The 25,703-nt window shown below is 42.1% G+C and carries 22 protein-coding genes; 10 read left to right on the top strand and 12 right to left on the bottom strand.

What is annotated here, in order from left to right; all coding sequences use genetic code 11:
• Window positions 1-126 precede the first annotated feature (126 nt).
• Window positions 127-2,022 carry an iron uptake porin gene (locus HC246_RS15880; RefSeq protein ID WP_225902965.1) on the top strand — a complete coding sequence of 632 codons (1,896 nt, stop codon included), beginning with the start codon at window positions 127-129 and terminating at the stop codon, window positions 2,020-2,022.
• Between the two features lie 318 nt (window positions 2,023-2,340).
• Complete coding sequence (locus HC246_RS15875) at window positions 2,341-2,496, top strand: hypothetical protein (RefSeq protein WP_169364233.1); 156 nt, start codon at window positions 2,341-2,343, stop codon at window positions 2,494-2,496.
• Between the two features lie 43 nt (window positions 2,497-2,539).
• Here HC246_RS15875 and HC246_RS15870 read toward each other — a convergent pair whose 3' ends face one another.
• From HC246_RS15870 to HC246_RS15860, 3 genes are all read right to left on the bottom strand, one after another.
• A complete protein-coding gene (locus HC246_RS15870) occupies window positions 2,540-3,349 on the bottom strand; it encodes an ABC transporter permease (protein ID WP_169364232.1) in 810 nt (269 codons plus the stop codon).
• A gap of 95 nt (window positions 3,350-3,444) precedes the next feature.
• Window positions 3,445-4,269, bottom strand: coding sequence for an ABC transporter ATP-binding protein (locus HC246_RS15865; protein WP_169364231.1), 825 nt, complete (start codon window positions 4,267-4,269; stop codon window positions 3,445-3,447).
• Window positions 4,270-4,293: 24 nt separating this feature from the next.
• The gene (locus HC246_RS15860) at window positions 4,294-5,445 is read right to left on the bottom strand and encodes an ABC transporter substrate-binding protein (RefSeq protein ID WP_169364230.1); all 1,152 of its coding nucleotides are present in this window, start codon (window positions 5,443-5,445) and stop codon (window positions 4,294-4,296) included.
• A gap of 524 nt (window positions 5,446-5,969) precedes the next feature.
• Here HC246_RS15860 and HC246_RS15855 point away from each other — a divergent pair.
• The gene (locus HC246_RS15855) at window positions 5,970-6,905 is read left to right on the top strand and encodes an IS5 family transposase (RefSeq protein WP_169364403.1); all 936 of its coding nucleotides are present in this window, start codon (window positions 5,970-5,972) and stop codon (window positions 6,903-6,905) included.
• Between the two features lie 54 nt (window positions 6,906-6,959).
• Here HC246_RS15855 and HC246_RS15850 read toward each other — a convergent pair whose 3' ends face one another.
• On the bottom strand, window positions 6,960-7,823 hold the full coding sequence (locus HC246_RS15850; protein WP_169364229.1) for an alpha/beta fold hydrolase: 864 nt from the start codon (window positions 7,821-7,823) through the stop codon (window positions 6,960-6,962).
• 370 nt (window positions 7,824-8,193) lie between these two features.
• Window positions 8,194-8,970: a sulfite exporter TauE/SafE family protein gene (locus HC246_RS15845; RefSeq protein WP_169364228.1), complete on the bottom strand. Its 777-nt coding sequence runs from the start codon at window positions 8,968-8,970 to the stop codon at window positions 8,194-8,196.
• A gap of 383 nt (window positions 8,971-9,353) precedes the next feature.
• On the opposite strand from HC246_RS15845, the gene serA reads away from it, so the two are divergent.
• The 3 genes from serA to prmC all read left to right on the top strand — a co-directional run bounded on the left by serA (window position 9,354) and on the right by prmC (window position 12,096).
• Window positions 9,354-10,937 (top strand): phosphoglycerate dehydrogenase, encoded by a 1,584-nt coding sequence (gene serA, locus HC246_RS15840; protein WP_169364227.1) that lies wholly within the window; start codon window positions 9,354-9,356, stop codon window positions 10,935-10,937.
• 86 nt (window positions 10,938-11,023) lie between these two features.
• On the top strand, window positions 11,024-11,167 hold the full coding sequence (locus HC246_RS15835) for a hypothetical protein (RefSeq protein ID WP_169364226.1): 144 nt from the start codon (window positions 11,024-11,026) through the stop codon (window positions 11,165-11,167).
• Between the two features lie 44 nt (window positions 11,168-11,211).
• A complete protein-coding gene (gene prmC, locus HC246_RS15830) occupies window positions 11,212-12,096 on the top strand; it encodes a peptide chain release factor N(5)-glutamine methyltransferase (protein ID WP_169364225.1) in 885 nt (294 codons plus the stop codon).
• Here the strand turns inward: prmC and HC246_RS15825 are convergent.
• Both HC246_RS15825 and HC246_RS15820 read right to left on the bottom strand, forming a co-directional pair.
• Window positions 12,093-12,596, bottom strand: a complete 504-nt coding sequence (locus HC246_RS15825) for a Tic20 family protein (protein ID WP_169364224.1) — start codon at window positions 12,594-12,596, stop codon at window positions 12,093-12,095. The two genes, prmC and HC246_RS15825, sit on opposite strands and share 4 nt — an antisense overlap.
• Before the next feature lie 2 nt (window positions 12,597-12,598).
• Entirely contained in the window at window positions 12,599-13,108 is a 510-nt protein-coding gene (locus tag HC246_RS15820) for a Tic20 family protein (protein ID WP_169364223.1), read from the bottom strand.
• Between the two features lie 331 nt (window positions 13,109-13,439).
• Between HC246_RS15820 and HC246_RS15815 the strand changes: the two genes are divergently transcribed.
• Complete coding sequence (locus tag HC246_RS15815) at window positions 13,440-17,444, top strand: magnesium chelatase subunit H (RefSeq protein ID WP_169364222.1); 4,005 nt, start codon at window positions 13,440-13,442, stop codon at window positions 17,442-17,444.
• Between the two features lie 47 nt (window positions 17,445-17,491).
• Window positions 17,492-17,707, top strand: a complete 216-nt coding sequence (locus HC246_RS15810; RefSeq protein WP_169364221.1) for a DUF433 domain-containing protein — start codon at window positions 17,492-17,494, stop codon at window positions 17,705-17,707.
• Here the strand turns inward: HC246_RS15810 and HC246_RS15805 are convergent.
• Both HC246_RS15805 and HC246_RS15800 read right to left on the bottom strand, forming a co-directional pair.
• Entirely contained in the window at window positions 17,695-17,964 is a 270-nt protein-coding gene (locus HC246_RS15805; RefSeq protein WP_169364220.1) for a type II toxin-antitoxin system RelE family toxin, read from the bottom strand. The two genes, HC246_RS15810 and HC246_RS15805, sit on opposite strands and share 13 nt — an antisense overlap.
• Window positions 17,961-18,221 carry a hypothetical protein gene (locus tag HC246_RS15800; protein WP_211167722.1) on the bottom strand — a complete coding sequence of 87 codons (261 nt, stop codon included), beginning with the start codon at window positions 18,219-18,221 and terminating at the stop codon, window positions 17,961-17,963. The genes HC246_RS15805 and HC246_RS15800 overlap by 4 nt, the downstream gene beginning before the upstream one ends.
• 229 nt (window positions 18,222-18,450) lie before the next feature.
• Here HC246_RS15800 and HC246_RS15795 point away from each other — a divergent pair, with 229 nt between their 5' ends.
• Together HC246_RS15795 and HC246_RS15790 are read left to right on the top strand one after the other, a co-directional pair.
• The gene (locus HC246_RS15795) at window positions 18,451-20,613 is read left to right on the top strand and encodes an ATP-dependent helicase (RefSeq protein WP_169364219.1); all 2,163 of its coding nucleotides are present in this window, start codon (window positions 18,451-18,453) and stop codon (window positions 20,611-20,613) included.
• A 114-nt stretch (window positions 20,614-20,727) separates the two neighbouring features.
• Entirely contained in the window at window positions 20,728-20,997 is a 270-nt protein-coding gene (locus HC246_RS15790) for a hypothetical protein (protein ID WP_169364218.1), read from the top strand.
• An 89-nt stretch (window positions 20,998-21,086) separates the two neighbouring features.
• Here HC246_RS15790 and HC246_RS15785 read toward each other — a convergent pair whose 3' ends face one another.
• The 3 genes from HC246_RS15785 to HC246_RS15775 form a co-directional block, all read right to left on the bottom strand.
• Entirely contained in the window at window positions 21,087-21,680 is a 594-nt protein-coding gene (locus HC246_RS15785; RefSeq protein WP_169364217.1) for a Uma2 family endonuclease, read from the bottom strand.
• A gap of 484 nt (window positions 21,681-22,164) precedes the next feature.
• Window positions 22,165-24,600, bottom strand: coding sequence for a phosphoenolpyruvate synthase (gene ppsA / locus HC246_RS15780; protein WP_169364216.1), 2,436 nt, complete (start codon window positions 24,598-24,600; stop codon window positions 22,165-22,167).
• A gap of 617 nt (window positions 24,601-25,217) precedes the next feature.
• Window positions 25,218-25,580, bottom strand: a complete 363-nt coding sequence (locus HC246_RS15775) for a putative quinol monooxygenase (RefSeq protein WP_169364215.1) — start codon at window positions 25,578-25,580, stop codon at window positions 25,218-25,220.
• Between the last annotated feature and the right edge of the window lie 123 nt (window positions 25,581-25,703).

Genomic DNA, 25,703 nt, shown 5'->3' with positions numbered 1-25,703 from the left:
TTGTGATTTGGAATACAGAAATTGATCTCAAATCTAAAGTTTAATCGCAACAGTCTGGATACTGTATACAGCATCCAGACTGTTGCGATTTTTAGTCTGTCGCTCATATCACTGGTTTGAGGAGTTATGTCAAAGGCTTTCAATAGTTCGCTTTCATGTCTGGCGATGTTTGTCGCGCTGTCTATTTTTTCTGATGCATCTGCACAAGCTGCACCTCAAGCTTCTAATATTTCACCCAAAGATTCTTCTGTTAATCTATCAACAGCAAATTTATCAAGCAATCCATCAACATTGGCTCCCACCTCGATTAGTAATCTAATTGATCGCCAAGAAGCCGCAGTCACGCTCCAACAAAATTTGTCATCGGCATCATCTTCCATCACAAATTTAGAAGTAGATAAACTGGTTGAGCCGACGGAAGTTTCCGCAGTTACTTCTGTTTCGCAATTATCGGATGTACGACCTACTGACTGGGCATTCACGGCTCTCCAATCTCTAGTAGAACGTTATGGATGTATTGCTGGTTATCCAAATAGTACTTTCCGTGGTGGTAAAGCTCTAGCCCGCTATGAATTTGCGGCTGGCTTAAACGCTTGTTTAGATAAAATCAATGAAATTATCTCCGCAGGTCTAGCCGATAAAGTATCTAAAGAAGATCTCGCAACATTGAGAAAACTCCAAGAGGAGTTTGCCGCTGAGCTTGCAACTCTCCGTGGACGCATTGATACCCTTGACAAAAAAGTTGCCACTCTCGAAGCACAGCAGTTTTCTCCAACCACTAAATTGAGCGGTTTAGCATTCTTTAACCTCACTGGCGCTGCTGCTTCAGGCGATGTAATTGCTGAGCGTGTTAGTGCAACTAATATACTCGCTACACCAACTCGTGATCCAGTTACTAGACAGCCTTCACGAGTTGTCACTCAACGTCCCAATATTACTTTTGGATATTATCTATTTCTAAATTTAACAACTTCCTTCACGGGCAAAGACGCGCTGGTTACCCAATTAGTCACAGGCAATGGGAACTCTCCCGCTAACAACTTTGCATCGGCGGGATATACCAATTCTTGGGGAACGCCATTCCTTGATCAAACAGGTGTACCAACAGCCAATGTATTTAACATTCGGGAACTATTCTATAGTTTCCCTGTAGCTAGCAATGTCAATATAGCGATTGGTCCGCGTTTGAACTTCTATCGTTATTTTGATGGTAATCGCTTTACTAACTTTTTGACAGGAGCCACTAGTTTTAACTCCAATGGCAGTACTCTTTCCAATGCTGTTGATCGCGGTTCAGGAGCGGTAGTAACTTGGACAATCGATTCTCAATTTAAGTTAACTGCTGCCTATTTAGGCGAAAATACAGAGTTTCTATCTGCCGCTAACCCTAACTTCAACACTTCAAGTAATCCTCAACAAGGCTTATTTGGTGGCACAAATACTCTAACGGCGGAGTTAGTATATTCACCCAGCCGCGATGCCAATATCCGCTTTTTGTATACTCGCTCCAATATCAAGACTAACAACAATCGCATTGGTGGTGCAACGGCTGAGCCTTTGCCCTATGGGATTGCTGATGATGGTCAAGGTGGAGGAATTAACAATGCAACAGCCGACACAATTATCTTGAACTTTGATTGGTTAATTTCTAAAGGTTTTGGTATATTTGGTCGTTACTCCTACGGTAGTACAAATATTGCACCAATCAATCCTGCGATTGCTGGTGGAAGTATTAATGTGAATGCTTTCCAATTTGGACTGGGATTCCCAGATTTATTTAAGGAAGGGGCTTTAGGTGTTCTTTCCTTTGTCGTGCCCTACAGCTACTCTAGTGGACGTAATTTTCTTGTATCTGGCGGTGGCGATGGCGCAACTCAATATGATTTGGAGATGTCTTACTACTATCCAATCAGTAAAAACATTGCGATTGTCCCTGCTTTTTATGCCATCTTTAACCCCAATAGTTTTTCAACAAATCCAACGGTATTTGTTGGTAACCTCCGCACTCAGTTTAGCTTCTAATCAAACGAGAGTTTAGTCGGACATGAATAAAGATTTTACTATAAAACCTTTATTCATGTCCCACATGACGTAAAAGCAAAAGAGAGTTGCAGTGCAAAGCACTGCAACTCTCTTTTGCTTTTATGTCTGTCACCATTCTTGTTAGGACATAAAAACCAAATATTGTCTTCGCGCCGCCTTACAATATTTGGTTTTTAATTTGTCCTGATACAGGTGACTATGGCTATATGTCATCGAATACAAACATATTCTTGGCATTGCTACAACATTTGTAGTTTATAATACAAATATAAAGCTTAAGTTGTGAAATTAAAAAAGATGAAGACTCTTCGTGAAACTCAAAAACAGCAACGGAATAGCGAGTATCGCGATCGCCAAAGATTTGAAGATGAACTGAAAGGTAATGAACCCCAAGAACACCTCCATCAAAACTATCGCCATTGGGCATGGTTGCCTGCGCCTAAATCTAAATAAAAAAAGGCTCGCTAAGCGAGCCTTTTTTTATTTAGATTTATCTCTATCTTGCCCAATAGATTACTTTCTTTTCTATGGCTACGAATAATGAATAGAGCATTACTCCTAAAATAGCCAGAGTAATTAGTGCTGCAAAGGCTAGTGGTACATTAAAGTCTGATGCGGCTTGTACAATCAAATAACCTAAACCTGCATTAGAGGCGATCGATTCAGCGATTACAGCTCCGATAAAGGAAAACGAAACGGCAATCTTGAGAGAAGCAAATACATAGGGTAAGGTATGCGGCCATCCCACTTTCTGGAAAATCTCAAAATCTGATGCCCCTAAAGCATATAAAACATCTTTCATTTCTGGCTCAATGGTCTCTAAGCCTAAAGCCACATTAACTGCGATCGGGAAAAAGGCTAGTAAAAAAGCAGTGACGATCGCAGGAATGGCATTTGCTCCGAACCAAACTGCTAGCAATGGTACTAGCGCTGACTTAGGAATGGTATTGAAGGCAACTAGTAATGGATAGAACGTCAGATAAATAAATCGGGAGTAACCGATCAAAAAACCTAACACTACTCCGATAACACTAGCAATAATAAATCCTGCGAAAGTTGTCCAAACCGTTCGCCAAGAATTTTCCATTAGTTGCGGTGCAAATTTAACATAAGCTTTTAAAATATCGCTAGGAGCTGGTAAGTTAAAGGGCTTAATTTGAAAAATCCATACTGCTGCTTCCCAAACTATAAATAATACAACTGTAGCGATCGCTGGCAAAATGACAGTCGCAGCTTTGGTATTTAAAAAAGCATCAAAATCAAATTTTTTAGGTGCTCGCCTCACATTATCTACAGTCCCTTGCATATCTAACCCTCATCAACATAAACAATACTAATTATCAAAAGTCTTTGAAATGGAATGAGCAACTTAACGAGTTAAGTTGCTCATGGAATGAGTGATTAATTCTTATGAATATGGCGACGGAGCTCTGCTGCTAGATGAGCAAATTCATCACTGAGACACATTTCTAGCGTTCTCGGACGAGGCAGATCAATTTTTAGTTCAAAGGCGATTTCGCTCGGACGTGGACTCATAACATAGACTGTATCTGACAAAAAGACGGCTTCTCGCAAATCATGGGTAATCAAGATACCAACGCATTTTGCTTGCATCCACAAATCTTGCAGCATCACCCACATTTCTTCGCGAGTAAAAGCATCCAAAGCACCAAAAGGCTCATCTAGCAACAATATCTCAGGCTGATGGATTAAAGAACGACAAAGTGAAGCTCTCTGACGCATTCCTCCCGACAATTGCCAAGGAAATTGTTGCTGAAAATCTTTTAAACCTACAGCTTGTAACAACTTTTGAGCCATGTCCACATAATGAGCATGATTAACTTTAAAATCGCGCTTATAGGGATGCACTACCTCTAATGGCAGCAATACATTATCTATAGTGCGTCGCCAAGGAAGGAGCACAGGATTTTGGAATGCAATGCCTACATTTTTGAGAGGTTTAGTTACAGGTTGACCATGACACCGTAATTCACCAATTTTGGTAGGACTCAATCCTGAAACCATTCGCAAAATCGAAGTCTTACCACATCCGCTTGGACCAACGAATGAAACAAACTCACCTGGTTTGATACTGAGAGTAATTTCTTGAATAATTCGACGAATCGAATCACCAAATGGATATTCTAAACCGATCTTGTCAAATTCCAGCAAGGGCATAGAAGGCGAAATGCTTTCGGTAGAACTAGATGTTAGAGGCTGTACCATTTTATCGTTGGGGAGCAAAGGAATTTAGAGCAATGGTTTGCGATCGCTAGCCGAAGGAACCAATCTTTTGTCTTTAGGTGGTAGAAATTTATCGGTAAAAATATCTGCAACTGTTACAGGCTTCAACTTAAATCCTTCAACAGTCTGGGTGATGCTCTTTTCTAAACGCTTCATGTCAGCACCTCCAAAACCAGCAGCTTCTACTTCTGGGGTAACATACATCCTCTCGATTGCTAGCTTCAAACGCAGCTTTTCTGCTTCGCGATCCATCAGCTTGCTCTGATCTGTAGAAACAACTAAATCCAATGCAGCAGTAGGATCTTTAATAACTTCCTGCATTCCACGGAAGTATGCTTTTAGAAATGACTTAATTGCTTCAGGGTTTTTATCAGCAAAGTCTTTCTTCGCTAAAATACCATTGCCATAGAAATCCAAACCAAACTCGTCGTAGAAGAAGATCTGAATATCATCCATCGTTTTTCCTCCCTTAATTAAAGAAGGCACAACAGAAGTATAAAATCCGCTCACCGCATCCACTTTACCTTGAAGTAAAAAAGTTTCACGCAGTTTTGGTTCCATTGTTTCCCAAGTTACCGAATCGGGTGCAATTTTTACTTCCTTAGCAAAAAGAGGAAAGAGTTTGCGAGGACCATCTCCAGCAGGAGCACCTAGTTTCTTACCTACTAACTCCGCAGGACTTTTAATACCATTTGCTTTAAAAGTAACAATTGAGAAGGGAGCTTTGTTTTGATAGATGGCAACGGCAATAATTTTGTCATTAGGATTTTTGTCGTTGAACTCCATCGCGTTATACATATCGCTAAACGCTAAATCATACTTACCAGTCCCGAGTTTGCTAATTGTGTCAGCATTCCCAAACCCACGTTCGTAACTAACATCTAAACCTTCTTCCGCAAAGTATCCCTTTTCAATCGCTACAATTAGCGGTGCATCAAGGCTTTGTTTCAAAAAAGGCAATTGTACTCGAATGGCTTGCTTCCCTTTCTTGTCAGGGCTAGTAGCTGCTTGAGATGTAGCTGGTGCTGAAGTCTTGTCTCCAGAAACTGTATTAGTGCTTGTGTTGCTAGGAGGAGCAGAATTACAAGCTACAAGAATCGTAGTCGAGGCGGCAATAAGTAAAATTCTGTTTAGTTGCTTCTGAAAAATATGACGCATTATTGCTTTGCAAGGATAAATATGTATACTGTATACAAGACTAACCTCTATTTAAGGTTAGTGAAAAGGAAGTTTCTGTATATATAAATACAAAGAAATATAGCGTTCCTAAAATAAACGTCAGTTCAACGAAAACATGAAGGGATGCGAAGCATCTCGCAAATAGCACTATCGTACTCACATTAAATAATTCAAGCTAGTAAACGCTAGTTCGGGATAATTTGAAGCGATCTTTGAGAGAGGGTTTGCTAAGCAAACCCTCTCTCAAATGTCAAAAGTAAAAGCGTTGCTAAGCAACGCTTTTACTTTTGACATTTTAAAAGCTACATGGGAAGCAAGTGATGAAGCTTTCTGGTTGAACTGTTTTGCAAGGTGCAGTCGAAATTACATCACTTAACTTACTCAAAAGATAGATCATTCTTTTGAGCATTGCTCCTATAAATTATAAATTTAGATGGCGTTGTTGCATAAAAAGGGGAAGAGAAGGTAAATTAGATAAAAATCAGGAGATGGAGTCCCAGCAAATGACACAGAAACATGAGATCCGCAACTGGACAGAGTATAACGCAGGGCTAAAACAAAGAGGAAGCCTGACTTTTTGGATGAGCGAAGAAGTAATTGAAGGATGGTTAAATCAAACATTAAGTGGCAAACGGGGAGCTTCCAAAGATTACAGTGATATAGCAATAGCGACATTTATCACGGTCAAAGCGGTATATCAGCAAGCAGGAAGACAAACGCAAGGACTGTTAGAGTCAATATTTGCCTTGATGGGAATAGATTTACCAGTACCAGACCACAGCACCGTGTCAAGACGGACAGCAAGTTTAAGTGTGACCTTACCAGTAATCCCGAAACAGGGAGCAGTGCATGTAGTAGTTGATTCGACAGGGATCAAAGTATACGGCGAAGGGGAATGGAAAACACGGCAGCATGGAATTAGTAAGAGACGGACATGGCGCAAATTACACCTAGGAGCCGATGAATCAACAGGAGAAATACTGGCTGCGGTCGTCACCACGAATGATTGCCACGATGGAGAAGTACTCGCCGATATTCTCGATGCGATTGATGCTGAAATTGCTCAAGTTTCCGCAGATGGAGCTTATGACCATCGTCATTGTTATGACGAGATTGCCCAACATGGTGCTAAAGCCGTGATTCCTCCGCGCAAAGATGCCAAAATCTGGCAGCATGGCAATACCAATGCTCCACCACATCCGCGTGACCAAAATCTCCGTTATATCCGTAAACATGGGCGTAAAAAATGGAAACGTGACTCAGGTTATCATCGGCGCTCTTTGGCAGAAACTACGATGTTTCGTTTCAAAAAAATCTTTGGTGCTACTTTATGTTCTCGTAAATTTGACAATCAGGCGGTTGAGTTGTTCATCAAATGTGCTGCTCTTAATCGCATGATTCAACTGGCTAAACCTCTCTCCTCTCCTGTTGTTCGTTAATTTTCTAAGATCCTCCATCTTTTGGCTTCTTTTTATTCATGCAACAAAGCCAATTTAGATACAAGACGCTACAGGCTCTACCAACAATCCTAATAAGACATTATGTAAAAGGTTAGTCTGCTCCAGCATTGCCATATGCCCGCAATTAGGAAGTTCAAAAACATTCTCTCCATATCCGTTAAAGGAAGGATGAAAACTGGCAAGATGCCTCACATATTTAGGTTCCATAATTGTGTCATCTGCACCAGCCACAAAATAGACAGGTTGCCTTAGCTGCGAAACGATTTGAGGCAATTTATGAACCTCTTCCTCGCTAGTGGAGTCGAGTAATGTTCCTCTTGCCGCCTCATATTTTGCCGATACAAAATCGATCGCTCTTTGTTTTCCCCAATAAATATCTAAGGGATTTTGCACACTATCCTTAGCAAATTGAGCATGAACCAAGGGGAGGTTCTGTAACCATTGGGGGCGGAGCTTGAGGATGATTTTGCCTGCGGTACGAAACTTCTCAAATTCTTCTTTGATATAAATGCCTCCACCTGCGTTAAGACATACCACGCCTAAAATCCGATCGCTAAGTAATTTGGCTGCCCAAAGCGAGATCGCTCCACCCAGAGAATGTCCCACTAGCCAAACTTGTTTAATCTCTAAATGATCGAGTAATGCTTCTAAATCTTTGGCATAGCTTACGAGTGAATAATCATCGCGATCGCCAATTTCTGAGTTACCAAAACCGCGTAAATCGTAAGACAAACACTGAAAACTTGACTGCAACTGATTAATCAAGGGCTGCCAATAGTTTTTGCTCAGCATCCAACCATGCAAAAATACGATGGGAAAAGATGCGTCGTCTCCTGATTGTGGAGGGGGGGTAAGACTATAGCTGTGTTTTGCTCCTTGGATGATGACACTAGACATATAGAGAAAAGCCTATGGTTAGAAACACAATGCGATCACTATCTCGATCATATCGTAAGACCGTAAAGGGCTGTACTTAACTATAGAGACTTTATAGAGTTTCCCAGTCTAATTGCCCACCAATGTAAGAAATAGCTAGGACAAACCAAAACCCAAATAAGTGAATGCGTCACGAAGTGACGCATTCACTTATTTGGGTTTTATGTCCTAACCAAAACTTACATTGCTATAAGTCCCAAAAAACTTTAGAGATTGTCAAAGTAGCTATAGTCACCTATATCAGTACAAATCAAAACCCAAATAGTGTAAGGCGGCGCTTCGCGCCGCCTTACACTATTTGGGTTTCAAGCATGGCGAGCACTAAAGATAACTATACGATCCAGCTTTTAACAAAAAAGTAGATTGTCATCGCAGTGCCAACGCCAATGACAAAGCGCCGTACCAAAATCGGGGCAATTTTTTGAGCATAGTAGGCACTGATATAACCACCAATCGAAGCCCCGATCGCTGCAATAAAACCCTGTTGCCAGAGAATTGCTCCTGCAATTACAAAGGGGATCACCGTGATTGCATTAATACAACTAGTCAGCATCACCTTATAGGCATTCATGCGATTGATATTGGTCATTCCCATCAAGGCAAAGGAGGCAAGAAATAAAATTCCCATGCCACCGCCAAAAAAGCCACCGTATATAGCAACGATTAACTGCAACAGTGTGATTGAGACAGATCTTAATAATTTGAGATTTGCAAATTGGGACTGTTTGCTTTCAACCCAACTGGTCAAATTTTTACTGTAGGCAAAGGCAAGAGTAGCAATCAGTAATAAGTAAGGCAAAATCCGCAAAAAAACTGTCGGTGGTGTCTTTAAGAGCAAAATTGCACCTACCAATCCCCCGATCGCACCCAAAATACATATCTGAATCAGCGATCGCTTGTCTTGAGTGAATTCATGGCGATAGGCTCCTGCACTGGCTAATGTCCCTGGTAAAAGGGCGATCGAGTTAGTCGCATTTGCAGGAATAGGGGGTATGCCTGCAAACATCAATGCGGGAAATAAAATAAAACTTCCTCCCCCAGCAATTCCATTTAGCCCACCAGCTAACAAAGCTGCCACAAAAATTAGTAAGTACTGCTCAATCATCATTAAGTAAAGCTCTAGTTTTGTCAGCTACTCTCATTATGAAACCAATTTTGGTGAATCCAGCCCCCAAGGCTCTGGAATCACCAAAATTGCTATAGCTACCACCCCTCTCTCCTTGGTTTCACTTGACGATAGTTATAGTCTTTAGGGAAGACGAGTGGCGGCGCTGAGCACCGCCACTCGTCTTCTGGGGTAATGAGAATTGCTATGGTTTTGTAGATGCTTTTGTAGATGACTTATTTTGCCCTAAGATTAATGATGTAAGCAATTATTGTGGTCTTAGTGTGTCTAGGTTACGCCAAACCTTGCGTTTCTTAAGTGCGTTTAAAGCTTAAAACGTAGTCGCAACCCTTCCGCTATAGGCACTGGTACATATTTTAATAGTTATGCCCAAAGTTCTCGTTTCTGACCCCATCGATCAAGTTGGTATCGATATTCTTTCTCAAGTTGCCACCGTTGACGTAAAAACTACTCTCAGCCCTGAGGAACTAATCCAAGTTCTTCCAGAATATGATGCGATTATGATTCGCTCTGGTACAAAACTCACCAAGGATGCGATCGAAGCTGGCAAAAACCTCAAAATTATTGGTCGCGCTGGTGTTGGGGTCGATAACGTAGACGTTCCCACCGCTACTCGCATGGGTATTGTGGTTGTTAACTCGCCCGAAGGCAACACGATCGCTGCTGCTGAGCATACCTTAGCAATGATGATGTCTCTATCGCGGTTTATTCCTGCGGCTAACGCATCACTCAAGGGTGGCAAGTGGGATCGCAAGAGCTTTACTGGGGTTGAAGTTTATAAGAAAACCCTTGGTATTCTTGGCTTAGGTAAAATTGGTTCCCATGTGGCTACAGTCGCCAAATCCTTGGGAATGCGAATTCTTGCATATGATCCATTCTTAACAACGGAACGTGCAGAAAAACTAGGCGTACATCTTGTAGAACTCGAAATTTTGTTACGTGAAGCTGATTACATTACGCTGCACTTGCCTAAAACTAAAGATACAGCTCATTTGATCAATGCTGAGCGCATTGGCATCATGAAAGATGGTGTCAGAATCATCAACTGTGCTAGAGGTGGGATCATTGATGAAGTTGCCGTTGCCGAAGCCATCAAGAGCGGCAAAATTGCAGGGATCGCCCTTGATGTATTTGAAAATGAACCCCTAGAAGCTGATTCTGGTTTGCGTGAACTCGGAGCAAATGTCATCTTGACTCCTCACCTCGGTGCATCTACAGAAGAAGCGCAAACCAACGTTGCTGTTGATGTTGCCGAACAAATTCGTGATGTATTGCTGGGTCTACCTGCGCGATCGGCAGTAAATATTCCTGGCCTTCGTCCCGATGTATGGCAAAAACTCAAGCCTTACCTCCAACTTGCCGAAATGTTGGGCAACTTGGTTGGTCAATTGGCAGGTGGTCGGGTGGATAACCTAGATGTCAAACTTCAAGGTGAAATCGCTAACAGTGAAAGTCAACCCATCGTTGTAGCAGCTCTCAAGGGCTTGCTATCTCCTGCATTGCGTGAGCGCGTTAACTTTGTCAACGCCAGCATTGAAGCTAAGGAGCGTGGTATCCGCGTCACTGAAACCCGTGATCCTTCGGTTGAAGATTACAGTGGCTCAATCCATTTGACTGCCCATGGTAGCCAAGGTCAACAGTCGGTAACAGGAGCATTGCTCGGTAAGTCGGAAATCCGTATCACCAGCATTAATGAATTCCCGATTAACGTTGCACCTACCCACTATATGTTGCTGACCCTCCACCGCGATATGCCTGGTATCATCGGTCGCATTGGTACATTACTTGGCAACTTTAATGTCAATATTGCCAGTATGCAGGTGGGTCGTCGTATGGTACGAGGTGAGGCTGTAATGGTTCTCAGCATTGATGATCCATTGCCTAGTGGTCTACTTGATGAAATCGTGCATATTCAAGGCGTAACCGATGCCTTTGTCGTCAAACTATAAACCCCGCAAACAAGGGGCTTAAGCCCCTTGTTCTTTGAAAAGCGTTTGATTTAATCTAAATAAGATAGATCTAGCGGGTATGTATTATGTCAACTTCAAAATTTATTCCATCGGAAAAATATCGCCAAATGTTGGTACGTGATGGCGATCGCCGTTTTCAAGAATGGCATAATCGCTTTCTGAGTTACCAACAGGCTTATCTCGAAGAAATGAACAAGCGCAAAAAATAAACAAAAGGCTCGCAATGCGAGCCTTTTGCTTGGGAAGATGAATTATGAATTTCTGGGAATGGTACGATCGCCAAATTAGTGCGGCAAAGAAGCATGACGTACCCATATATGAATTAGATTGGTTAGTCTTACGTTTGACTTGTTTAGATAAATTAGACCTGAGATTGCGATCGCCAAATATCGCTCAGAAAATTACGCCTGAATTATTAACTAAGCTGGATCAACTCTGGCAAAAAAGATTAAGCGATCGCCTACCTGTGCAGTATTTAGCAGGCTCAGTCACATGGCGTGATTTAGAATTACAAGTTACTCCCGCCGTTTTAATCCCCCGTCCTGAAACGGAATTAATCATTGATATTATTGCCGAGCATTGCCAAGATGCGATTTATCAAAATGGGATCTGGGTGGATTTAGGAACTGGTAGTGGCGCGATCGCGATCGCCTTAGCTCAGCATTTCCCAAAAGCACAAATTCATGCGGTTGATTTTAGTGAATCTGCTTTAGAAATTGCCAAAATTAATGCCAATGCCAATATAAATAACCAGATAAATAACCAGATAATTCAATTTCATCATGGTAGTTGGTTTGAGCCATTAGCGAAATTAGATCTCCAAAACCAATTAGTAGGAATTGTTTCTAATCCTCCCTACATTCCTAGTAATGAAGTTTTAAATTTACAGCCAGAAGTGACCAATCATGAGCCACACTCAGCCCTTGATGGTGGCAAAGATGGACTTGATGACATTCGGGAATTAGTAAATACTGCACCAGCATATTTGATTGCTGGTGGATTTTGGATGATTGAGATGATGCAAGGTCAAGCGGAAACTGTGCGATCGCTTTTACAAACAAATGGCAAATATAAAAACATTCAAATCCATCGAGATTACTCAGGTATTGAAAGATTTATATCGGCTCAGATTAATTAGCGTATTTGCGAATAGCCAACATCAGAAATCACAGGAATTTTATCAGCGTACTTACCGCGAATACATTCAAAGATGCCATATACAGATGCGGCTGTGATCCCTAAGAAAGTAACACTAGCAATTATCTGAAGCATGAATGGGAAAAAGGCTAGCTTTCCTAAGATCAGTGCTAAAAGTTCAGTGAATGCCCCTACAAGAGCAACAATAATATCTAGCAGTAACGCTTGCATCGCATTGAAACGAATAAAATGATTTACTCTATAGCTTCTAACTACAAAAATAAATACACAAAACCAAGCAACAAAGCGAATTGAAATAAAATCAATAATTGAAATTGCTAGAATTCTATATAGATAGAAAATAGGGGTAAAAATTGTTGCTAATGGGGGAAACTGCTCAAACAAAAATGCCCCAAACAATACTACAGCAGTAATCGGTAATATATAAGGCAAACTGGCATAAAGCCTATCTAAATAATCGACTGAACTACGTCGTACCATTTTTACACCTCGCACTGAAATGATGCAGCTTGTGAAAGTGTAGGAATATCAGAGTATTCACCTTTAATACTTTGATAAACTGCATATCCAGTTAATAGCATCACTCCAATGAACATTGTGTTAGCAAATATCGCGCTAATTACCGATGGCAATGCAGCATTGGATAATTGCTCAAGGAATTGGAAGAGAATTTGACCGATAAACAAGACGATTTGCATTAACAATGCTTGCATCGTATTAAAGCGAATAAATCGAGGAATACGGGCATCTCTGACTACCAAAAAATATAAGCCCATAAATAAGAAAAACTCGCCTGTTAATCCCAGAAAAGGCACTAGTGGGAATGACAGCACATTGCTGTAGATCCAGATGAAAGGAATAAAGGGAAGGATAAGCAAGGGGAACTGTTGAAATAAAACGGCTCCATAAATCACCCCCGCCGACATGGGCAAGAGATAGGGCAAGCAACTATAAAAGCGATGTAAGGGTGTTGCAGCTTGCTGCCAATTCATAAAGATTTCCTTTGAGTTCAGGGCATTTACTGGCATTATAGCGATCACAGACTCACAAATGAGAGCCCGCAACATATAAGATATTTAAGAAATGTTTACATTTTGCCGTCATTAAGCTTAAGAAATGTAACAAAATGTAAACAAATCAATTTCAAATTATTGCATTTATTGCCCAAAATCAACCACTGCAATGGTTGTCTGGTATTAAATAGTGAATAGGTATAAATCTTTAATTGCAAATTGTTGCACTATGTAACAGTTTGAGCAACACATAACCAAACGCAATATATAAAATCCCCAAAAAATCAGGACAGTAATTTAAGGAGACTGCATGTTCACTTCTGTGCCACCGATCGCAACATTATCTAGTAGACGTATCATTCCCGAAAATCTACAGGGTCGGGTCTTAATGAAGTTGGTCTATGTAGTGCTTGAACCTCAATATCAGAGCGCTATGTCGGCGGCTGTAAAGTCCATTAATAAAAACAACCCCAACCTAGCGATCGAGGTAAGTGGTTATTTAATTGAGGAACTTCGTAGTCCAGAAAATTACGAGGTTTTTAAAGAAGATATTGCTGAGGCGGATATTTTTATCGCGTCTTTGATTTTTATTGATGATCTTGCTACGAAAATTGCTCAAGCAGTCGCACCCCATCGCGATCGCCTATCCGCTTGCGTCGTATTCCCATCAATGCCAGAGGTCATGCGACTCAATAAAATGGGCAGCTTTAGTATGGAAAACCTAGGGCAATCTAAGAGTGCGATCGCCCAGTTTATGCGGAAGCGTAAGGAGAAATCGGGCAGTTCTTTCCAAGACAGTATGCTCAAGGTCGTGCAAACTCTGCCGAAGATTCTCAAATATATGCCTATTGATAAGGCGCAGGATGCTCGTAACTTCATGTTGAGCTTCCAATATTGGTTAGGAGGTTCGACAGAAAATATTGAAAACTTCCTATTGATGCTTGCTCAAAATTATTTGCCTAGCGTGAAGGCAAGAGCAAAAGAAAATGGTGCGGCTCCTCTAATTATCAAAGACCCTGTTACCTATTTAGACATGGGGCTATGGCATCCTCTCGCACCGAAAATGTTCGAGAATACAGCCGAATATCTGGATTGGTATAATGCCCGTACCGATATTCCCGATGACATGAAAGATCCCCTCGCGCCTTGCGTAGGGTTGCTGATGGCACGTACTCACCTCGTTACTGGCGACGACGCGCATTATGTGGCAATGGTACAGGAATTGGAATCCCTCGGCGCTAGAGTAATTTCCGTATTCAATGGGGGCTTAGATTTCTCGAAAGCGGTTGAAGAATATTTCTACGATCCTAAGCAAAAGGATCGGGCGATCGTTGATAGCGTCGTTTCATTGACTGGTTTTGCTCTCGTTGGGGGACCCGCTAAGCAAGATCACCCCAAGGCGATCGAAGCTCTCGAAAAGTTGAACCGTCCCTACATGGTAGCCTTGCCGCTCGTTTTCCAAACTACAGAAGAATGGCAAGATAGCGATCTGGGTTTACATCCTGTGCAAGTTGCGCTTCAAGTTGCTTTGCCAGAACTTGATGGTGGACTTGATCCGATTGTGCTTTCGGGTCGCGATAGCATGACTGGTCGTTCCCATGCTTTAGGCGATCGCCTTGAAACCATCGCCAACCGTGCGATCAAGTGGGCAAACCTCCGCCGCAAGCCTCGCCATGAGAAGAAACTGGCGATTACAATCTTCAGCTTCCCTCCTGATAAAGGCAATATCGGAACTGCCGCCTATTTAGATGTATTCTCTTCCATTCATAAGGTCGTAGAAGCTCTTGGTAATAATGGCTATGATGTTCAGAACTTACCCAAGACATCCCACGACATGATGTCCGAGATTCTGCACAACCCTGAAGCAATGGTTGGCAGTCCTGAACTGAATGTTGCCTATAAGATGTCTGTGCCTGAGTATGAAGCCCATACTCCCTACGTCGATCGCATTATCGAGCAATGGGGGCCTGCTCCCGGACATCTCAATTCCGATGGTCAGAACTTGATCATTTACGGGAAGCAATATGGCAACATCTTCGTAGGCGTACAGCCCACCTTCGGTTATGAAGGCGACCCCATGCGCTTGCTCTTTAGCAAATCCGCTTCACCCCATCACGGTTTCGTAGCTTATTACACCTATCTCAACCATATCTGGGGAGCCGATGCCGTCCTCCACTTCGGGACTCACGGCTCGATGGAATTCATGCCCGGAAAGCAAGTGGGTATGTCTGGCGATTGCTATCCCGATAGCTTGATCGGAGCGCTACCCAACATCTATTACTACGCTGTAAACAATCCCTCAGAAGCCACGATCGCTAAGCGTCGCGGTTATGCCACCATCATCAGCTACATTACCCCTGCGCCCGAAAATGCAGGCTTAAGCCGTAACCTGCAAGAACTGAGCGAATTGATTGCGTCCTACAAGGATCTGCGTCTCGGTGGTCGTGGTGTCCAAATCACCAATACGATCATGGACAAGGTGCGCCTAGTCAATCTGGATAAGGATGTTGAACTTCCTGACCAAGATGCCAAGGATATGTCCCTTGAGGAACGCGATAACATCATCGGTCAGGTTTACAACAAGCTGATGGAAATTGAGTCCCGCGTTCTCCCTTGTGGTCTGCACGTTGTTGGCGAACCGCCCAAAGTCGAAGATGTCACCGACGTGTTGACCAGCATCGCCAGCTTCGATCGCCCCGAAGACAACATGAAATCGTTACTACGGATCATGTGTGAAAGCATCGGACGCGATATCGAGCAGCTTTACAAATCCAGCGACAAGGGTATTTACGCCGATGTGGAACTTTTGGCAAACATTCGGGCGATCGCCAATAAAGCTGTAGGCGCATTGGTCAAAGCAAAAGCTGATGACGATGGCAGAGTTTCCAAGCTCTCCGTTCTCAACTTCTTTAGAATGGGTAAAACTGAGCCTTGGATTGAAGTTTTCCAAGAGAATGGCTATCCCAATGTTAATAAAGATGATATCAAGCCTCTGTTTGAATTCCTAGAGTTCTGTCTCAAGCAAATTGTCGCGGACAACGAACTCGGCGGCTTGATCAAAGCTCTCGAAGGTGATTACATTACCCCTAGCCCCGGTGGTGACCCAATCCGTAATCCCTTGGTGCTGCCTACTGGCAAGAATATGCACGCCCTCGATCCTAACTCGATTCCGACGAGTGCGGCAGTGCAAGCAGCTAAAACTGTGGTTGATCGCCTCTTAGAGCGTCAACGTCAAGACAACAATGGAGTCTATCCCGAAACGATCGCGGTCGTCCTCTGGGGAACTGACAACATCAAGACCTACGGCGAATCCCTCGCTCAAGTCCTTTGCATGATCGGCGTGAAGCCTATGCCCGATGCCCTCGGTCGTGTCAACCGTTTGGAATTGATTCCCCTCGAAGAGTTGGGTCGTCCTCGCGTTGATGTGGTCGTCAACTGCTCTGGCGTATTCCGCGATTTATTCGTTAACCAAATGGACTTGATTGATCGCGCCGTGAGAATGGCAGCCGAAGCTGATGAGCCTTTGGAAATGAACTTTGTCCGCAAACACGCGATCGCCCAAGCAGAAGAGTTTGGCTTAACCATCAATCAAGCCGCAACTCGCGTATTCAGCAACTCATCGGGTTCTTACTCTTCTAACGTTAACCTCGCTGTCGAAAACAGCACATGGGAAAACGAAGAAGAATTGCAACAGATGTATCTATCGCGCAAGTCCTTCGCCTTTGGTGGTTCGGTCAGCAACACTCAACAGCGTCAGCTTTATGAAGCCTCACTGAAGACCGTTGACATGACCTTCCAAAACTTGGACTCTTCCGAAATCAGTCTCACCGATGTATCCCACTACTTCGACTCTGACCCTACCAAACTCGTTGGCAGTCTCCGCAAAGATGGCAAAAAACCCGCCTCCTTCATCGCTGACACTACCACCGCTAATGCTCAAGTTCGCACCCTGACTGAGACTGTCCGCCTCGATACCCGCACGAAGATTCTCAATCCCAAGTGGTATGAGGGAATGCTCAAGAGTGGTTACGAAGGTGTGCGCGAAATCTCGAAGCGCCTTGTGAACACGATGGGCTGGTCAGCTACGGCTGGAGCAGTGGATAACTGGGTTTACGAAGATGTCAATGATGTCTATGTGAATGATAAAGAGATGTGCGATCGCCTCAAAAATCTCAACCCCAACTCGTTCCGTAAGATTGTTGGTACGCTTCTAGAAGTCAATGGTCGCGGCTATTGGGAAACCAGTGAAGAGAATCTGGATAGATTGCGTGAGCTATATCAAGAACTCGAAGACCGAATTGAAGGTGTAGAGTAAAATAAAAAAGGGGCGGCTTATGCCGCCCTATTCTTTAGGCTACAAATATGAATTACCGAAATTACATCACGATTGAGCCAAATAAACGAGGCGGCAAACCTTGTGTGCGTGGTTTGCGAATTACGGTTTATGAAGTGCTTGAATACTTAGCTTCTGATATGACCGAAGCAGAAATACTTGAAGATTTTCCTGATCTAACGCAGGAAGATTTTAAGGCTTGTATTGAATATGTTGCAGCAAGAGAATTAGTTCATGGGAAATAGCGATAAATTTCTTTGCGATGCAGTACTCTACAAAATGTAACGGTTTCGTTTTCAAAGATTACTCCAATTCGATAATCTCCTACTTTGATTCGATAGGCATTTTCATACCCCTGTAGCTTTTTGACATTTTTGATATCTGCTAACCCAGCAAGTTTGGGAATCTCCTCAAATACAAGGCTGTTTATGGGTTTGAAGTAAGGAGTACTTTTGAGAGCTTTAAGTTCTTTAAGAAAGCTAGGAAGATAATTAACGTTCATTCTCTTTCCATTTCGGCAAGTGCTTCTTGGAGACTAAGAGGTTTTTCATCCTTAACTTCTAGCATGGCATTGACAAGCCCTAAATCTTCAATGGCTTCGACAATTGCAGGATATTGAGAATGACTTTCTGATTCTGGTGTAACGCTTTCACGAAATAAACGAATAATCTGCAAAAGGTTTGACCAGTATTGTTCAGGGATTTTGTCTAGCTCGTTGGCTAATTCTTCTGCAAATATTGTTGGGCTATTGGTTGACATTTTTATCATGCCTGAATGCAAGGTATTTTTAGGTTAGCATAATCAAATTAAGATCATAAAGGATAAGGCGGGAAAAGCTTTCAGCACTTTCAGTATTCCCATCACTTAAGTTTGAAAGCATGAATACTCTGTAGACCAAGCAAAAAATATGATTATTGTCTTGAAATGATTATAATCATCATAAATATGAGATAATAATGCGATATTTGCAAAGATATTTCTAAAATCAATGATTAGAACTGGGGATGTACGCATACTAGCAAGAGCTTTTATGCAAGATTTGACAAACACGCTTATAGCAGAAAATCGGGATAGGGTTCAGGCACAATTTTCTCTAGATGAATCTCAAGAGCAGGTTGTTGAATCTCAAGCAAAGTTTATGCGTGTTGTCGCTCCTGCTGGTTCTGGCAAAACACAAACATTAACTGCTAAGGCGGTAAATGTTTTAGCAAATAATCCAAATGCAAGAATTTTATGTTTGACCTTCACAAATGCAGCAGCTAAAGAGATTCAAGACCGTATCGCTAAAAAAATTCCATCCTCTTCTAATCTTTCTATCAAGGTTTCAACATTAAATGCTTTTGGTTATGATCTCCTAAAATCCATAGATCAATCTTTACAAATAGCTGCTCCCAATGGAAAAGGTCTTGGCAGAGCTATGAATTTGATAAAAATAATAATGGAACAAAGTAATATTTGGAGGGATAAAGTTAATCCAAAGCTTTGTTCTCCTATCCTAGAACTTACAAACATGATGAAGAGTCTTGGATTTAATCATCAACATGAAGTTGAAGACCTTCAGAGCCATTATGATTTAGTTAGAGCGTTGGGTATGTCGCAACTCATTGAAAAACTAGTAGAGGATATTGGAATCAATGGTGATTTCAAAAATGTTTTTGTCAATTTATGGATGCCATTTTGGAAAAACCTCAGTGATAAATTATGGGAATCTAAATTGATCACACTTGAAGATCAAAAATACTGGGCAATGACTCAACTTGCTAATAGTCCTCAGGCTCAAGGCTGGTTGAGAATAAAGCAATTTTCTCATGTTTTTGTGGATGAGTTTCAAGATATTAATCTTCTCGATCTTTTTCTTATTTCTCAAATAGTCCATCTTTCAAATGCCAGTTTAGTAATTGTTGGAGATGATGATCAGTGTATCTATGAGTGGCGAGGATGCACGTCTGTTTTTATCCAAAAACCTGAAATGAGTTTTGGACAGATTTTACATGGAAATACTTTTGAGACTATCACATTAGAGAAGAACTACAGATGTCCTCAAAATATAGTTACGCACTCGGAGAAACTCATCAACCACAACACTAGCCGCATTCCTAAAAGAATGATTCCTGTCAGTGCAGAGAGTGCAAACATTCGCGTTGTATCAGTGCCAGCCGCTTACATAACTTTGAATATTGTTGATGAGTTAATTGCAGATATTGTAGAAAAATATCCTAAGCATACAGTTGCTATTGTAGGACGGAAAAAATGTCAGCTAATCCCAATTCAAATTCTACTCACAAAAAGAGAAATCAAATTTTCAATTGATACCGATCTCAACGTATTTGCAGGAGAAGCATTCAAAGATTTTCGTCGTTTTTTGTCTTTGCCAAGTGTTTATACAAAATCTAGATCTATTAGAGAAAACGTTGGGGACATGATGGCTTTATTGAAGCGAGTCCAGAGAACTCCTTTGAGTAAGGTAGAAAAGCAAGAAATTGAAGAATGGTTAATGCAACATCAACCAGAATCTCTTCAATCCGCAGTAGATATGTTTGGAGACTATTTAGGGAAATTCAAAAAAGGTTATGTTAATCCTAGAGATGTTTCAATACGTTTAAAATCTTTCCTTGAAAAGTTTTCAGTCGTTGCGTGTGTAAAAGTAGCAAGTGATGTCTTTATTGGTTTTCAAAAAGATTTTGTGAGATCAAAAGATGATATTTTCTACTCTGATCCACCTTTTAGCCATCTTGCTGATTTAGCTGTTAACTATGAAAAAGATTTTCAGCTATTTTTACAGGATATAGACAGGGCAATTGAAAGATCTACCGCTAATGATTCACGCGAAGCTAAAGTTGAATTAATGACAGCATTGCGTACTAAAGGGAGAGAATTTGATACAGTTATTGTCCTTGATGTTAATGATGGAATCTTTCCTAATAAGATGGCTAAAGATGCTGGACGGATTGAAGAAGAAAGAAGGCTTTTTTATGTGACAGTTACACGGACGAAAAACAATTTATTACTTTTCGACAGTGGTCGTATACAAGGTCAAAGGCTTAACATTTCTCCATTCATTGATGAAATGGATTTGCCAAATAGTTCTCGTTTATCTCATCCACAAGTAGATCGCATTTCTAGAGAATTACTAGATCAGCTACGAGTTTGATGAATTAGGGGCGATCGCTGTCTGATGTGGAGATTTAGGCGATCGGGTTGGTGGGTGATGAGGGTGCGATCGCTGTTTGATTGGAAAATAGGCGATCAGGGTTGTTGATTGAGGGTGCGATCACTTTTTGATGTGAGGGAAAAGGCGATCGGGTTTGTGGGTGGTGAAGGGAGCGATCACTGCTTGATGTGGAGATTTAGGCGATCGGGTTGGTGGGTGATGAGGGTGCGATCGCTGTTTGATTTGAGGGAAAAGGCGATCGGGTTTTATGGATGGTTAGGGGTGATCGCTATTTGTTGTTTAGGGAATAGGCGATCATTTTTTGTGTTGAGGAGCAATCGCTGTTTGATGTGGAGAATAGGCGATCAGGTTTGTGAGTGGTGAGGGGCGATCGCTGTTTGATTTTTGAGAATTGGCGATCGGGTTTTATGGGTGATGAGGGGCGATCGCTCCTTGATGCAGGAAATAGGCTATTAAGATTGCTTAAAGTCAACATTTTCATAGATAAGTGACAGTGAAAGAATAAGATCTATGCTAGTTAGTTGAACTTCGGGATCGTTAACAGTTAAATCAGAACTATTGATTGTTAGATATTCCCAAACTTCTGTACGATCGCTACGACGATAGAACTCAATACTTAGAGAATCTGAATTGATGAGCATATATTCTTGTAATGAGTCTATTTTTAGATAGTTACGTAACTTAATGCCGCGATCGCGACTTTCTGTAGCAGGGGATAGGACTTCAGCAATTAAACAAGGATATTGTAAAAATTCCCTAGCATTGCGATCGCGCGAATCGCAACTAACAACTACATCAGGAAAGTAATAAACATTGCTCGGAATAGTCATGAGTTTCGCATCCCCCCCAAGGATACGACAACCTTTACCACGTAAATGATTTCGGATTAGTACAATTAAATTAAGAGCAATTTCATTATTTTCAAGCTTTCCACCTGTCACCTCAATAACCTCCCCATACTCATACTCATATCTACCTTCTTGTGTTACTTCCCACTCTAGATATTCCGTAGGTGATAGGCTAGGCGATAAAGTGGTGGAAATCATACGTTTTGTCCACAATTTTTATATTCATTATAATCAGAAATAGTATTTGACGATCTCTGTTTGATTTTGAGATTTAGCCGATCAGGTTTTGTAGGTGGTGAGGAAATAGGCGATCGCATTTATGAGTAGTGAGGTGCGATCAATGTTTGGTGATAGGGAATAAGCGATCTGTTTTATGGGTAACGAAATGAACTATTGATTTAAGACCTTTAAGTCATATTGTTTGCCCAACATAGAGCCGATTCAACAGAATCTAAACTCAAGTAGGGAAATTATTACTGGTGTTACGTGGAACTCAGGGCATGAATTTCTTGCTGCTAGCTAAGCAGGGCAACCACGGGGGGGTTGCCCCTACCTGAATAATTTAAATTTTTTGTAGGGGCTGTGCCCCCGTGCCAGCCCCGATCCTTCAATATTGTAGGAATTCCTTCCACGTAACATCAGTTATTAGATAAAAAAGAGGCGCTAAGCGCCTCTTTTTTATCTACATTTTGGCAAGTTCTAGCATTGTCTTCAAGACAGAATCGGGATTGAGACTGATTGAGTCAATGCCCTGCTCGACAAGGAACTTGGCAAACTCAGGATAATCGCTAGGAGCCTGACCACAAATGCCGATCTTGCGATGGTTTGCCTTAGCCTTTTGAATGACCGTGCGAACCATTGACTTAACCGCTTCATTGCGTTCATCAAAGATATGAGCAACGAGGGAAGAATCACGATCTAATCCAAGAGTTAACTGGGTGAGGTCATTGGAGCCAATCGAGAAGCCATCAAAGACTTGCGAGAAGTCATCCGCCAAGATCACATTACTGGGGATTTCGCACATCACATAGACTTCTAATCCATTTTCGCCACGCTTCAAGCCATGTTTTTCCATTTCTGCAAGTACCTTACGACCTTCTTCAGGAGTGCGACAGAAAGGAATCATCGGAATCACGTTGGTTAAGCCCATGTCATCGCGGACACGCTTGAGGGCTTGACATTCCAAACCGTAGGCTTCGCGATATTTAGGATCGTAGTAGCGGGATGCCCCACGCCAGCCAATCATTGGGTTTTCTTCAGTAGGTTCAAAGGCACGACCACCGAGCAGATTGGCATACTCGTTGCTCTTGAAGTCGGACATTCTTACTACGACAGGCTTGGGATAAAATGCTGCGGCGATCGTGCCGATACCGTGAGCCAGCTTGTCTACAAAGAAATCAGCCTTGTTTTCATAGCGGGCTGTCAGTTGCGAGATTTCCCATTTCGCCGCCTTGTCTTCGAGGGTGTCGAAGTTCATCAGGGCAAGAGGATGTGCCTTGATGTGGTTAGCGATGATGAACTCCATACGGGCTAAGCCAACACCATCGCAGGGAATGGAAGATAAACCAAAGGCTTCTTCGGGGTTGCCCACATTCATCAAGATCTTGGTAGAGAGTTTAGGCAAATTGTCGAGGGAAGTCTCGATCACTTCAAAGGGAACTAGCCCTTCATAAACCTTGCCTTCTTCACCTTCAGCACAGGAAATCGTGACCTCCTGACCAGTTTTGAGAACGCCTGTGGCGTTGCCGCAACCAACGATCGCAGGAATACCCATTTCTCGCGCAATGATGGCGGCGTGGCAGGTGCGTCCACCTTGGTTGGTGACGATCGCACTAGCCTTTTTCATGATTGGTTCCCAGTCAGGGTCAGTCTTGTTGGTGACTAGCACTTGTCCTGCTTGGAAATCTTCGATGTTATGGACTTCCAAAATCACATTTGCTTTACCTTGACCGATCATCTCGCCCACAGCACGACCTGTAATCAAGACATTGCTAGAACCATTCAGTTTGTAGTTCCTAAGAATGTTGCCTGACTTTTGCGACTGCACGGTTTCAGGTCTTGCCTGAACGATGAACAGTTCTCCTGTGCGTCCATCTTTTGCCCATTCAATATCCATCGGTGACAACTTGCCGCGTACTTCTGAATAGTGATCTTCGATGATGCAAGCCCATTCTGCGAGTTTGAGAATCTCGTCATCGGTAATCGCGAACTTGACTCGTTCGGAAACGGGAACAGGAATATTCTTGGTCAGCTTACCGCCGCCAATGTCATAGACCATCTTGATTTCTTTTGTACCGAGGCGTTTTTCGAGAATGGGACGGAAGCCTTGTTTGAGAGTTGGTTTGAAAACGAAATACTCATCGGGATTGACTGCACCCTGCACGACATTTTCACCTAAACCATAGGCAGCGGTGATTAACGCTGCATTTTTAAAGCCTGTCTCGGTGTCGATGGAGAACATCACACCAGAGGAGGCGAGATCGGAACGTACCATCTTCTGCACGCCGACGGAGAGGGCAATATCGAAATGATCGAAACCATTGATGGTGCGGTAGGAAATGGCGCGATCCGTAAATAGTGAAGCAAAGCAGCGATGGCAAGCATCGACAACTTCATTCGCACCATAGACATTGAGATAGGTTTCCTGTTGTCCTGCAAAACTGGCATCGGGCAAGTCTTCGGCAGTGGCGCTAGAACGGACGGCTACATCGGATTCCTTGCCGCATTCATAGCAATCACATAGTTTCTGATAGGACATGGCGATCGCCATTTGCAGATCGTCGGGGAATGGCGTGCTGAGGACTAAAGCGCGTGCCATACGACCGCGATCGCGCAGGTTATTCATGTCCTCAATGTCTAGATCGGCAAAGAGTTCACGCAATTTTGCTTCGAGTCCAGCTTTCTCAATGAAATGACGGAAAGCATAGGCAGTGGTCGCAAACCCATTGGGAACATTTACCCCCTTAGGCTGAAGTTGACGAATCATTTCGCCAAGAGAAGCATTTTTCCCACCCACAAGCGGAATATCAGCAATTCCCACTTCTTCAAACCAAAGGACTAATGCTTGTTCTTTGGGAACATTTCTAGATGTTTCTGAGGCAAAAGTCGAGCTAGTCATAATGATTTAACTCCCTAACCAAATTAATGATTAGATCAATTCTTGTATCAATAGGGATTAAGTTTGAAGCCTTAAATATTGATTAAGAAACTTAATCAAGAAACTTTTGATTAACAACTCATTGGTTAAGTTCTATAATCAAGACCTTATACCTTGGTATAGACTATATTGAAGCCTTCGATACCTTTTAATTATATCTACTACGGAAGCATCAAATTTACTCGGCATTACATTTGTTCATCAAGCTTTGCAAAGATTGACATTAGTTAGTAGATCTAGAATAAGTAGAGATTAATGATTGATTCTTCTAGGCTTTTTAATAAATTAGCTCGTATGTTTAACTAATATTTTGAACCGAAGAGAATGGCAATATTTATAGATAATTCTCATTGTAGGATCTTTAATCTTTATGGACTATAAGAAATTTTTTAAAAGTGTTGCTTTGCAACACTTTTAAAAAATTTCTTGTTTTTTGAGAAAGTGCAAAGCACTGTATAGCTGCGGTCACTTATGTTAGGACAAAAGCAAAACCCAAGAAGAGAAAGGCGGCGCGATGCGCCGCCTTTCTCTTCTTGGGTTTTATGTCCTGATACACTTGGCGACAGCTATAGTTTTAATTAGTTGCGAAATCCATATTCGAGGACAAAAAATTGAGCATTAAAAGGAGCTAATGGTTCTCGGAGCTTGGCTAACTCTGATTCGCATCCATGAATTTCCAAACGAAAAAGCTCGGCAACTTGAAGAGCTTCCTGCAAAATGCTATCTACATTTTGCAGATGAAACAATAGAGCCTCAGCATCTACATAGGCTTCACGGCAATGGGCAATATTTTCATAAAAGCTAAAACCGTAATACAGACATTTGGGTTCGGTTTTGGTCTGAGCCGTAAAGCGATCGCAGATTGACTTAAACTCTTCTAGCTTACCTTCAGGAATTTTGAAATAGGGCGCAATGGAGCAACCTGTATCTTGAGTTGACATGGTTGATTTTTCCTAAGCAGTTTTGATGGATTTTAGAAGTAGATCTTGCCTGATCTGGAGACCAAAGACTGTAACGATTTATGGCAAAGACTTATGGCAGTGATGATTAGGGACAGCCAAATG

It is taken from the genome of Pseudanabaena yagii GIHE-NHR1, from assembly GCF_012863495.1.
GTDB lineage: Bacteria > Cyanobacteriota > Cyanobacteriia > Pseudanabaenales > Pseudanabaenaceae > Pseudanabaena > Pseudanabaena yagii.
The sequence above is the reverse complement of the archived record's forward strand: the minus strand, read 5'-3'. Positions and strand labels throughout refer to the sequence as shown.